We start from the raw sequence: 12,548 nt of genomic DNA, 5'->3' as shown, positions 1-12,548 counted from the left end.
TTGCGGGGGAATACCTAAAGATACAAAAAAGCCAACTAATTCGCAATATTTTATGTATGAATTAGTTGGCTAATTTTATAGTATTTACTGAATGTCCCTGTTTATTTTTCGGTTATAAAGATCTTTCTCCCTTCCACCTTGAACCGGATTCCTCCTGTCATTTCCAGCATACTGACAATATGTTCAAAGTCATCATACCGTTTCAGATTCCCGGAAAACGACACTTTTTTCAAGGATTCATTTTGAAATACCGCCTCTACATTATACCAACGTGAAATAATATGCATAACCTCTTCCAGAGAGCGTTTTCTAAACACGAACTTTCCCTCTTTCCACGCAATGTAAGGGAAAACATCTACTTTCTTTTTTTCCAAATTACCATCGGTTCCAACCACCCCCTGTTCACCCGGCATCAAAATAACCGTTTGATCGGCAACAGCAAAGCGGACAGCACCTTCGACAAGAGTCGTCTCGATCCGATTCTCCTCTTCATAAGAATAAATATTAAAACTAGTACCCAATGCTTCTATCTCCGCCTCGCCAGTGACCACAATAAAAGGATGTTCTTTATCTTTTGCTACCTGAAAATAAGCCTCTCCTGTCAAAAATACTTTCCGTTCAGTACCTGTAAATCGCACCGGATAACGTAATTCGGAAGCCGAATTCAGATTCACAACCGTACCATCCTGCAAAGTCACCGAATACTCTCCGCCTCTCGGAATTTGTAAAATATTATATTGAATTTTCCCGGTCTGTTGCCGGCCGATATAGCTCAAACGTTCTTTAGCAGTGTGTATTTCAGCACCAGGTTGTATCAATACCGAATCCACGCCCGGGCCCCCTAACAAAATCCGCTCTCCATCGGCAAGTATCAGTTCCGCTTTCACATTTCCAGGTAAAATATTTTCAGTCATCAGCCCGAGCGGATACCGATCACTTTTATCCCGCAGTACAAAATAAAAAAGCCCGCTAACCAACAGCAACAATACCGAAACAGCAACAGCAGTCACTTGAAACAACCGGACTCGCCTCAAGCGATGTTCACATTTTTGCCGTACCTTTAGATAGGCCATCACCAAATCCACCTGTTCCCATTGTTTACTTTTCGAAATGATAAACTCCGAAGTCAGAACCCGACGATACAGTAGTTCATTCTCCGGAAATTCCTGTCGCCACTTTCCAAGCGTTTCCTCCTCCTTTTCGGTCAACTGTCCCTGGACAGCTTTCGACAATAAAAAAGCAACTTCCTTATAATTTTTAAACTCTGCCATAGAAGCTTTATTTATTCATTACACTTATACGACACTTCAAAAACAAAAAGGAGGTAAAAGAAAATTGTTAAAAGTGAAAATAAATGCTCTTACCGTTGGATAGATAAAAGTAAATAGCAGAAAACAAACGAATTAAGAAAACAGGACAGCAGGAAGAAAAAGAAATAATTTTCCAAATTTTTCCTTTAAAATTTTCCTGGCTATCTGCTTTTGCTTTTTTACGGTCTCTACTGCAATATCTAATTTTTCTGCAATTTCTTTAGCACTATAACCTTCTAATGTTAAAGAAAACACTGTCCGGCAAGCAGGAGGCAAATCCTCCATTGAATTCATTACCAAACGGAAAGTCTCTTCTGCTATATAATTATTGATTTCAGTAATATCTACCTCTTCTGTAAAAGAACGCGTTGCTTCATTTCTTATTTTTTCAGCCCGCAAATAATTAAAACACTTAAAACGGACCATCTGGTAAACATAAGCAGAAAAATCACCGACAGCACTCCAACGTTCCCGGGTTTCCCAAAGCTTCACAAATACTTCCTGTACCAGATCCTCAGCTATAGTTTTGTCTCCCACATAATATAAAGCAAAAGAAATCAGAGATGGATAGTAATCTATAAACAAATTACGGAAAATCTCATCTTCTTCTATTCCTCTGATTCTAAAATATTTAGACATAAAACAAAAACGATTCTAATAAAAGAATTCATACAGCGGCACAGATCTATAAACCGCTCATAGCCAAACAAAATTAAAGATTAAAACAGTACCAGCCAAATTTTTATCATCTATTATGAAATTACAATTAAAACATAGGGAGCACCCTCGTCCGACCTGATCGGACAAACTTTTTCGAATATCCCTAAATAAAGACGTGTTTCAGAAAATACCTTCTCCTGAAAACACGTCTTCAAAGCATTAGTTCGTTCTCCTTATTTTTTATCTAAATATTGCCCGTGAATGGCATGAAGATGCAGATAAGGGTAAAGTGCCGTAGAAAGGACAGGAGCAGGGAAAAAAGGCTCGCTGGCCATCAGTTCATAAGCTTTCTTATAATCCCCACTTTTGGCATGAGCAGCAGCTAGATAAAGCAACGTCTCCTTACAAGGACTATGCTCCAACGCCTTTCCCGCCATCCCGATGGCTTGTTCAATTAATTCCGGATCTGTTACAGAATCGTCAAAAAAACCAGCAATAATGAGTGTATAAAAAAACTGACGATACAAATAAGGATGTTTATCGCCATATTTATCTGCTACTTTCCTGGCCAAAGCCATACCTTGTTGGAAGTTTTTCTCAAACAAGGTTCGTTCCATATCCAGAATCTCCAAATACATCGGTGCATAACACGATTTTGTCTTACGAACCATTTCAAGGTGGGCTCGGTATTTTTCTGGATTCTTCAGATTAGCAGAGCCGGCACGCACCATCATACGATACATATTCACCCAAAAATCATCTCCCTTTTCATACCCCTGATAAATATCCGGATACCGATTCAAAAAGCCGAAAACAATATTATCTTCCGGAATGCGCATAAATCCCCGCATCAGCAAATAGTTCTCCTTCTGCTGCAACTGCTCTTCCGTAAGGGTAGAAAAATAGCTTAACAGACAATCCTTTACCTGGTCAGGATGTATCCGTTGGAGGAGTTCTACCACATATTCCTGTACCAACTCCAAAGAGCGTTCACCGCTTTCCCAGCGTTTCCGGGCAATTTCCAACCGGGCACTTAAATCAGACTTGGCAGCTTCTTCGGCATATCGGATAAAATCTTCCGGAGAAACAGAACCCGTACGAGTATCCAATAAATTACCTCGGGCATCCAACCAAAAAAAGGAAGGATAACCGTTCGCCTGATAGTGCTTAAAAAAAGCGTGAGAACTTTCTTTTTCCGCATCCAATTTTAAACAAACAAACTTATTGTTATAATAGTCACCAACCTCCTGACGAGTAAAAACATTCTTGGCCATCATCTTACATGGACCGCACCAGGAAGTGTAAACATCTACAAAAATTTGCTTCCCTTCCGCCCGGGCTTTCTGAAGTGCTTCCTCATAGGTTCCATGAAAAAATTCAATGCCTTGCGCATATATACTCCCCATAGCCAGGACCCCAAAATACAATAACGCTAAAACCCTTTTCATTCCGTTACTCATATTTTTCGTTAATATCGATGACTTTATCACAGAAACCCGTCTTTTTGAACACACTGTCCAAGTGAATACCACCGGTGGAATTAACTTCGTAGAACACGACCCCTCCCTGGCGTTCCGTACGGTTCAAATCCCGCACAGCCAAGCGCACCTGTTGGGATATCCGAGTTGCAGAAGGATCAGACTCAGTAGGAGCCGGCACCGTAATATCCACAAACTGTATACCGGTTACCTGCATATTTTCAATGGCCTGCATATCCTTTTGCAGAACTTCCAATGATGAACTTGTAGAAGCATTCAACTGATTTACTGCAAAAGAATAGACCGCATTTTCCGTAGCGTACATCAAAACATCCTCATATTCCGGATTCGCAGCAAATCCAATTGCTTCATGCAAATGAGGTGCAACAGCAGCAGTGACTTCCATCTTGCTGATGCTGCGGAAACTGTTATTCAACAAAGAAAACTTATACATCCAGTATTTGCCGTCTTTTTTATTCAACAACAGCATCCAGGCTCCCAACTTTGCTTCTGAAAGAGGACCCCAGCATTTCAGCTCCAATCCCGTCCCCAAATTGCTGCCATCAAAGATCCCCGGATCGTTGTCCGCTTTACTAAACGTTTTCAGACTCCCCTGATTCCACGGATTGTGCACAATCAAACGCCCGTACAGCTCATCGAAAAACACAGGATTAGAACCGACAGCCAACACATGGGGGGCTACCTGATATTCCCGCGGTTCGTTCATCAATACCAATCCCGGTTCCCAATTGATTGCCTGCATATTAGTAGCCCTCTTGCAAACCATGCCATTCACAATAATATAATCAATCATACCCCCTTTATAATACAATTCCGGACTCATTTCCGATGCCTCGAAGTGATGGTCACAGGCTTCCCTCATCGTCTTGATTTTCTCAAAAGAAAGCGGACTGGCCACCACACCTCCGTTTTCATCCCGGCAAAAAATCAACTCCTGTTTCAGAAAAGTGGCATAAGCATTCGGATTCACCGAGAATATCCGGGTAGGATTTCTCCCCAAAAGTTGTTTATTGGCACTTTCATATACATCCTCAAGAACCGTATTACTCTCATCATCTGGGATGAAATTAACTTCCGCCAGACCATTCTCTTCACACAAAAGAACAGTTCCTTTGGTAAACTGCGTACGCACCTCAAGTTCCCTTTCCTCCCGGTAAAAAACACCGGTTGTATTATCTGTTACCTTCAACGCCAGGGTATAGGCTTCCCCAGGGGTGAGAATGGACGGTTCTGCCAATACATCCAACTCCCTTTCCCGACCTAATGTGTCTGCTTCATTACGGGTAGTCGTAGTATAAGCATACCAAACGTAGGACAAATTACTCTCGTCATTTTGAGAAGTCCGGATGACCGGCGTACATTGTAAACGATTATATAACAATACAGAATACCGCTCTTGTAACCCCTCTATCGTGACCTGATTCAACACCTTGAATTCATCAATCGTTTTGTCATCCACACATCCTGCCAAAACAGACAACATGCATACCACTCCTATATATTTTATTACTTTCATCATAATACATCAAATTAGAAAGGATTCCACACTGTAATCAAATTACCATCTTCATCATATTCCGTATGAGTTGCATAATACTCACACACGACACGCCCCTGCTGCATCCAATAACTGTAATAATTCAATCCGCCCCATCCTATCAACTCTTCCTTTGTTAAAGGAAAATCATGTCCCATAAGTAAAATGCAACGCTGATGCTTCACTTTTGAATACTCCCCGAAATAGAGAGCTAATGGCATATCCCAATAAGCAGGTTTCACCAATTGATTGGTTATCATCAGACGCATATTTACCCGATCAGGATACCCTAACGATAAACTTTCCGTCGCTTTCAACGACAATTCCAGCATCACAGTTGCCTCATCCAATTCCGCTCCGGGTTTCATTACCACCACCGGAAAAGAAGAAACCGATTTATCAGCTTCATAAGTAAACCGATGCTGCAGCGTTTCATAATGTTTTCCGGCCACCGCCGAGGAATTTTCCGAAACAATGACTTCATACTCCCCCGCCTCATCCAACAAATCTCCCAACAACTTGACATGAATCTGAATCGTATCCCGGTCCGTGTCTTTCATTCGAAAAGAATACACCAAACTATCTGCCCCCACTACATAATCCGGGAAATAAATGCCAGGCGTGTCCGTATACACCATACGTTCGTTTTCCGAACAAGATGCCAACACCAGCATTGCCATAACTATCGTATATAAATATTTCATAATCCGCATTTTTATTCTATTAAACCAAAATCCAATTCATCATCCGGCAAGGGTATCACATACACCTCTTCCGGCTCAATCGCTACCGTCCGGTAAACCCCGATACGTTTCAGTCCTAAACGCTTATAGTAGTAAAACATCTGCCCTTCACACATAAACTCCTTGCTATACTCCTTGGCAATCTCCGCTTGCAGGTCAGTGACCTCTGTCATCGCAGCCAATCCCCGATGGGCACGTAAAGTATTCAGATAAGCTAATCCCTGATTGGCCGAACATTCAGCAGCAATGTAATACAATTCAGACAAACGAATCAAAGGGATACAACCCACATTGACATACTTCCCCGGCATGACGGCAGTAGCAGAATTGGTTTCCTGAAACCACAACTTCAACCGATAATCATCATCCGCCGGATCTTGCTGTGCAAACAATTTGTTCCGGTTATTGATACTGATACTTAAAGCTGTGGAACTATTAGTAATACCGTTTTTTATAACCGACTCCCCGAAATAAACATCGATATTATCCTGCATTTTCCCTTCCTCCAAAGCAAACAACAACTCACTGTCGAATAAACGCTCATCGGTTGCAGCCGCAGTAGTAAGTGAAAACGGTGCGACGGGTTCACTTCCCGGCTCTCCCACAATCTCCCGGGCAGCTTCCAAAGCATCCGGTAAATTGCCGGCATACAGTTGCACCCGGGCCAGCAAAGCCGTCACGGCATAATAATTCAAATGCTTTTGCCGGTTCCGCAACAACGGATGATTCCGATACAAAGATTCCAGTTTCGCATAATTCGGCCCATAGGGGTCAACCTCCCGCATCAATTCACGTGCCGCGTTCAAATCTTTCACGACCTTCTCCAAAACAGCTCCCACCGTCAGCTGATGCTGCGGCAGATTAGTATACGACTCCAGATAAGGGATGGCTTTTCGCTCCTTGTCTATTGCCGGAGAGGCGGAAAACAACCGCAACATATCAAAATGAAGCATACCGCGCAAAGCTAAAATTTCTCCCTTATAGATACGATACACCTCATCACCCGAAAATACCCCCCGTTGCTCATCGATAAACATCAGCATAGCATTCAAATTGGCAATGCCCTTGTATTGCCGGCTCCAAATCGTAGATAAGACCTCCTTATCATAAGGCTCCCTGTAAAGATAATCTTTCGTCTTGATATACCGGTGGGTATTCCCGGAAATATTATAATACTGCGCCAGCACATCCACATAGCCGAATGAAAGCTGACGTCCGTAACTTTCGGGAGCAGACATCAACGAATAGACACCTGTCAACACATCCCGAAAACCGCTTTCCTGTTGGAACAAATCTTCCGCCTTCACATCCGATTTCGGAGACACGTCAAACCAATTCTCACAGGCGGCGGAAAAAAACAGCATCCCCAAACATACCGGTAAATATATTAACTTTTTCATTTGCTTCTTAATTAAAAGGTTACTTGTAAAGCTACAGAATAATTCCGGGCAAACGGATAGGAGGTACCCCGTTCCATTTTAACCGTCGAGGCGCGAAATACATCATTACCGATTAACGACAGTTTCAGACGCTCAATCCCATAATGCCGCAGACGCCCCGCATCAAACTGATAAGAAAGATTCAATGACGACAAGGTAATGTAATTCTCCTGCTCGATAAAACGGGAGGTCGGCATGGTCGCCTCCGTATTGCTGATGGCTTTGAATTTTGCCACATCGCCCGGCGTTTTCCAACGATCGTATAACACCCGGCGATCTGCATTCTCCTTCGGGTCTACGTTTTCTACCTTATCCACTAACGTCTGATTATACACATCAGCACCATAGCTGTAACGGAAATAAGCATTCAGCTGAAAACCCTTATACATAAACATCGTTCCGAAATTCCCTTCAAATTTCGGGTCGCTGCATCCTAACGGTTTATAATTATCCGTACTCCATTTATTGACTTTATCGCCATTCAGCGCAATAAATACTTCTTCTCCCGTATTAGGGTCGATACCTATGGACTCGTTCGCCCAAATCATATTGATGGATTTACCTTCCTGATAACGCACCATGGGAGCTCTGGTTTTCCCCTCCTCTATCTCCCCATTCATTTCATCATCCTGGGATTTGTTATAAGCTGCCAGTGCATCATTCAACTTCATTAACCGGTTTTTATTCTTCACAATATTAAAGAACACATCCCACTGCATACGTCTGTCAGCATCCTTTAGCAAAACACCCCGGAGATTTAATTCCAATCCCTTATTTTCTATCTCGCCCAGGTTGTCTTTATAAGAAGCAAAACCGACAGACGGAGCCAGCAACACATCAATCAATACCGATTTCGATACATCCTTATAAATATTGAAATAACCGCTCAACCGACTGTTCAATAAAGTAAAATCAACCCCAACATTCAACTTTTCTGTCTGCTGCCATTTCAGGTCCGGATTACCGAAAGCCTTCAATAACGCCCCGATATAATCATCATAGGTCAATCCGTCAATAGCCGATTCCTTATACGAATACATCATCATCGCCTGGAAAGGGTAGAAATTCTGACCACCGGTTGTCCCCCACGAACCGCGGATTTTCAATTCATTTACATACGGATTTTCAGCCAACCATTTCTCATGGTGCAGGTTCCAGGCAACACCTACAGAACCGAACGTCCCCCACCGCTTAGATGAACCGTATACAGAAGATCCATCGCTACGAACCGAAAAGTCTACTAAATAGCGGTTATCATACCCATAATTAAAATTTCCTACCACACCCATCAGACGACTGACCTCATAATCACCACTCGGTTTATCGCCGTCCTGATACTCTACCCCCATACCGATATGGTCCATCTTGTCATTCGGGAAATTATAAGCCGTGGTAGTAAACAAGTCGTTTTTCGTTTCTTTGATATTCCAGACAAAAGTAGCATTGAATAAATGACGGTTCACCTCTTTCGTATAAGCAGCCATAACATTCGCATCATACGAGAAATCATCCGTAACTTTTTTCTCATAACTGCCCTTCAAATCCTTTTCATAAAAAGAATTATGCCCGGCAGGTAAAAAACGGTCTTCAACCGTCATCTTCTTATTCAATGACACGGCTGCCTTCAATTTTAATCCCTCTAAAACATCCCATTCTACGGAAAAATTGTCAATAAAATTCTGATAGGTAGTCTCGAACTTCGTACCCAATGAAGCATTATACAAAGGATTCAATGCATATTCCTCCCCGTCACCGATTTTCAATACCTGCTTGATATGACCGTTTTCATCATACGGATAAAGATACGGATTCATATAGGTATAATCCGAAAATGTGCCATAAGGAGAATCCTTCTGTTTCACATGATCATACGTTAAATTATTCATAAACCGCAAATTCTTATAACGATATTGCAACTTAATGCCGATACCGATATTTTGACGCCCGGAACCTTTCATTATACCTGTTTTATTCTGATAATTCAGGTCTAATCCATACCGCAACCGGGCATCCCCCCCCTCCAACAACAAAGAATGCTTATGACTGAAACCAAGCGCATGAATCGGTTTCTTCATCCAATCGGTATTCACCCCTTGCTGAACCAACTTCAAACGTTCATTGTATGCCTCCTGCAATTCTTCCTTCATTCCGATATTCGGATGCGAATAAAGTCCGGCCAATTGCTCATACTCCAATTTTTCCGATGCATTCATCAGATTGTAATCGCTCAGGTCAGCAAAATTAAAATCACCGGAAAAATGATAAGAAACACGCAATTCTCCCATCTCCGGAGCTTTAGTCTCTACAACGACAACCCCGTTCGCCGCCCGCGAACCATATATAGCAGTTGCCGCCGCATCCTTCAACACGGTAATGCTCGATACCCGATTAGGGTCTAAGTCGAAAATTTTTTCCGCCGACACCTCGAAACCGTCCAAAATAAAAGTCGGCATATTAGGCGAATTCTCATAATCCGACTTCAGATTGCCACTGCCATGGATTTGAAATTCAGGTATATGGTTCGGATCACTACCTGCTGTGATATCCTCCATCAATTTAAAAGAGGGGTCTATCGTCGATAAGGCCGACAAAATATTTCCGGTAGAAATCTCCCGCAACTTCTCTCCCGAAAACGTAGTGGCAGCTCCTGTATAACTATCTTTCTTCCGCTGGAAATAACCGGTAATCACCACCTCGTCCATTTCAGCTATCGCCTCTTCCAATACCACATTCAGCTCTTTTTCTCCCCTCCACTTTACTTCTTTGGTTTGCATACCGACAAACGAAAATACCAAAACGATACTGTCGGCCTTAGGTAATTCAATGGTAAACCGACCTTCTACATCCGTAGCGACACCCAGCGTCGTTTCTTTCAATACCACGGCAACACCTGGCAATACATGGCCATCTGCGTCTTTCACAATCCCTTGAAGCAAAAGTTTTGTGGGAGTCATGCGTACCTGATCATTGATATTTTTACGCGAAATCACAATGGTATGATTCATTAGTTTATAAGTCAGACCGGAATTCTGCAAACATTCGTCCAACACCACTTTCAGGTCCTCATCTTTAAAGTTCAGTTCCAAATCCTGTACCTGTTCGATTTGGGCATCCTCATACAGAAAAATATAGCCCGATTCTTTCTCTAATAACTGAATCACCTGCTCCAATGAAGCATTCTTTACCTCCAAAGAAACCTTTGCGATCTGACTATACACATTCGCAGACAACTGAAAAGAAGAAATACACAAAAACAAGATTAAAAACTTCATCATTAAATACGTTTTTAACCATCTTCTTTGAAAAAGAAGACATCGGATTCCATTTTTTTTCATAAATTTGTAAATTATAATGAAACATTTCCGGCTTAGCCGGTTGAAAGGCGGAATAGTGCCAATATTCCGTCTTTCTTTATTTTCTTTTAGCTATAAAAACTGTATTGTCTTTTATGGTGCAATTTATGCTCCCGACCGTTTCGATCATTTTCATCAATGCCTCGAAACCTTCATAACGCATCATACCCCCTGAAAAGGTAATCTCTTTAGATTCGTCGTCTTCGAAATAAACCTCGACATTATACCACCGGCTCACCATGACCATGATATCTTCCAACCGCTGCTTACGGAAAATAAAACGCCCCTCTTTCCAGGCTACAAAAGGATAAACCTCAACTACACGTTTCTGAAGTTGCCCCTCTTTATCCAAAATACTCTGTTCGCCGGGCTTCAAAATAACCCTATCCTCTATAGATTCGAAACACACCGCTCCCTCGACCAATGTCGTCACTATTTGCCCTTCTTCCGAATAAGAACGTACATTAAAACCGGTCCCCAATACCTGGATTTTAGAATCACACACTTCTACAACAAAAGGATGTGCAGCATCTTTTGCAACCTCGAAATAAGCTTCCCCTGTCAATTGAACTATCCGTTGCTCACCACCGAATTGCAACGGAAAATGAAGTTCTGATTCGGAATTCAGCCACACTCGCGTTCCGTCTGCCAGTGTCATTGTAAATTCTCCTCCCCGGGGAATAGACAACAGATGGTAGGTTTCGGTATTTTCCGTTTTCCCCTCTTTCCCTGCCTGTAAAAGCATACCACTGGAATCGATACGGATATGATTTTGTGCAGTAGGTATAAGCATTGCCGAATCTCCGATATGCCAAACGGAACCGTCAGCCAGGGTTAATACTGCTTTTTTACCACCGGGTTGAATAGTTTGAGTCAGTAAAAGGGGATCGCCAGGACTATTCTGGTGAAACCATCCCCATCCTAGTCCTAAAACCAATAAAATTCCAGCCGCCACACTATAACGGCGAATACGCCTTCTCCGTCTATAGTTCTTTAATTTCCGGTAAGCCCGAATAGGATCATAACGATATTGTTGCTGTAATCGTTCTGCCAAAGTTTCTGAGTTTCCTAACTTATCTGCCATCTTTTCAACCGGACTATCCTGATCCGGCTGAATGTACTCTTCTTCTTTCTTCCGTAAAATATAGCTTAGAACCTTTTCAGAAAAATCATATATATCATTCCATGTATTCATACCCTTTTTATTATACAAACACATGAAATCAAAAAACGGGTAACAGAAAATAACTAATATTTAAAAAAATCTGAAAAGAAAGAGTACAACAAAATCCCCCATACCATTCCCATGCGTTCACGGAGATAGGCATAAGCCCGCTTTTTCTGCATTTTCACTGTATTTTCGGAAACTTCCAATAGCTGTGCGATCTCCCGAACTTTCAAGCCCTCGAGGCTTAAATTCATAACTTGTCTCTGTTGATCGGACAATTCGGAAAGGACCGAACGGAATTTTGCGATCACACTTTCTTCAATGGCCAAATCGATAGCCATTTCTTCGGTATAGGAAATCTCGGAAGTATAATTTCCCAATAGCCGACGGGCATTGTCCCGATCACGAATCATATTCAAAGCCCTGTTGTATACTGCTTTGTAAAGCCAGCCAGCCAAAGATTTGACATTCGGAAATTGCAAGGAAGAATCCCATAACCCGATCATACACTCCTGAACAATATCCTCCACTCCGACATTTTCATGGGTCAGCTTGGCCACATAAGTACACAATGCCGGATAAAACTCCTCGTACAATTGCTGCCAGGCAGTTTCTCTTTTTTTATTCAGGTCTATTATAAATCGTTCATTATCACGCATACTTCTCCTCCGATTGTGTGACAAATATAAAGAAAAAAATAAAAAACAACTCTCCTCTAAACTAAAATCAGTCCAGCCCCCATTACTTAGTGACAATAGTAATAATGGATAAAAAGGATGCTCACCGACGAGAACGTAGAAAAGGAAAATGAAACATTACCCCCGTCCCTTTGTTTCGTT

9 protein-coding genes are annotated in these 12,548 nt (G+C 42.0%); all 9 read right to left on the bottom strand.

The window, feature by feature from the left end:
- Window positions 1-101: 101 nt before the first annotated feature.
- On the bottom strand, window positions 102-1,271 hold the full coding sequence (locus tag AC5RDS_RS04850) for a FecR family protein (protein WP_494222234.1): 1,170 nt from the start codon (window positions 1,269-1,271) through the stop codon (window positions 102-104).
- A gap of 132 nt (window positions 1,272-1,403) precedes the next feature.
- A complete protein-coding gene (locus AC5RDS_RS04845) occupies window positions 1,404-1,949 on the bottom strand; it encodes an RNA polymerase sigma factor (RefSeq protein ID WP_013612534.1) in 546 nt (181 codons plus the stop codon).
- Window positions 1,950-2,203: 254 nt separating this feature from the next.
- Window positions 2,204-3,418, bottom strand: a complete 1,215-nt coding sequence (locus tag AC5RDS_RS04840) for a thioredoxin family protein (protein WP_157741847.1) — start codon at window positions 3,416-3,418, stop codon at window positions 2,204-2,206.
- 4 nt (window positions 3,419-3,422) lie between these two features.
- Window positions 3,423-4,988: a PKD-like family lipoprotein gene (locus AC5RDS_RS04835; protein WP_215658374.1), complete on the bottom strand. Its 1,566-nt coding sequence runs from the start codon at window positions 4,986-4,988 to the stop codon at window positions 3,423-3,425.
- 11 nt (window positions 4,989-4,999) lie between these two features.
- On the bottom strand, window positions 5,000-5,710 hold the full coding sequence (locus AC5RDS_RS04830; RefSeq protein ID WP_013612537.1) for a DUF4843 domain-containing protein: 711 nt from the start codon (window positions 5,708-5,710) through the stop codon (window positions 5,000-5,002).
- Window positions 5,711-5,721: 11 nt separating this feature from the next.
- Complete coding sequence (locus AC5RDS_RS04825) at window positions 5,722-7,149, bottom strand: RagB/SusD family nutrient uptake outer membrane protein (protein WP_013612538.1); 1,428 nt, start codon at window positions 7,147-7,149, stop codon at window positions 5,722-5,724.
- A gap of 11 nt (window positions 7,150-7,160) precedes the next feature.
- On the bottom strand, window positions 7,161-10,463 hold the full coding sequence (locus tag AC5RDS_RS04820; RefSeq protein ID WP_013612539.1) for a SusC/RagA family TonB-linked outer membrane protein: 3,303 nt from the start codon (window positions 10,461-10,463) through the stop codon (window positions 7,161-7,163).
- Between the two features lie 136 nt (window positions 10,464-10,599).
- Entirely contained in the window at window positions 10,600-11,736 is a 1,137-nt protein-coding gene (locus tag AC5RDS_RS04815; RefSeq protein ID WP_013612540.1) for a FecR family protein, read from the bottom strand.
- Between the two features lie 53 nt (window positions 11,737-11,789).
- Complete coding sequence (locus AC5RDS_RS04810; protein WP_013612541.1) at window positions 11,790-12,368, bottom strand: RNA polymerase sigma factor; 579 nt, start codon at window positions 12,366-12,368, stop codon at window positions 11,790-11,792.
- Between the last annotated feature and the right edge of the window lie 180 nt (window positions 12,369-12,548).

It is taken from the genome of Odoribacter sp. (assembly GCF_985060555.1).
This window is presented reverse-complemented; position numbering and strand designations above follow the sequence as displayed.

What these genes read in the sequence shown, in the direction of transcription:
- AC5RDS_RS04835 (WP_215658374.1), bottom strand. Translation starts at nt 4,988, where the DNA reads ATGATGAAAGTAATAAAATATATAGGAGTGGTATGCATGTTGTCTGTT.
- AC5RDS_RS04850 (WP_494222234.1), bottom strand. Translation starts at nt 1,271, where the DNA reads ATGGCAGAGTTTAAAAATTATAAGGAAGTTGCTTTTTTATTGTCGAAA.
- AC5RDS_RS04830 (WP_013612537.1), bottom strand. Translation starts at nt 5,710, where the DNA reads ATGAAATATTTATATACGATAGTTATGGCAATGCTGGTGTTGGCATCT.
- AC5RDS_RS04820 (WP_013612539.1), bottom strand. Translation starts at nt 10,463, where the DNA reads ATGATGAAGTTTTTAATCTTGTTTTTGTGTATTTCTTCTTTTCAGTTG.
- AC5RDS_RS04845 (WP_013612534.1), bottom strand. Translation starts at nt 1,949, where the DNA reads ATGTCTAAATATTTTAGAATCAGAGGAATAGAAGAAGATGAGATTTTC.
- AC5RDS_RS04815 (WP_013612540.1), bottom strand. Translation starts at nt 11,736, where the DNA reads ATGAATACATGGAATGATATATATGATTTTTCTGAAAAGGTTCTAAGC.
- AC5RDS_RS04825 (WP_013612538.1), bottom strand. Translation starts at nt 7,149, where the DNA reads ATGAAAAAGTTAATATATTTACCGGTATGTTTGGGGATGCTGTTTTTT.
- AC5RDS_RS04810 (WP_013612541.1), bottom strand. Translation starts at nt 12,368, where the DNA reads ATGCGTGATAATGAACGATTTATAATAGACCTGAATAAAAAAAGAGAA.
- AC5RDS_RS04840 (WP_157741847.1), bottom strand. Translation starts at nt 3,418, where the DNA reads ATGAAAAGGGTTTTAGCGTTATTGTATTTTGGGGTCCTGGCTATGGGG.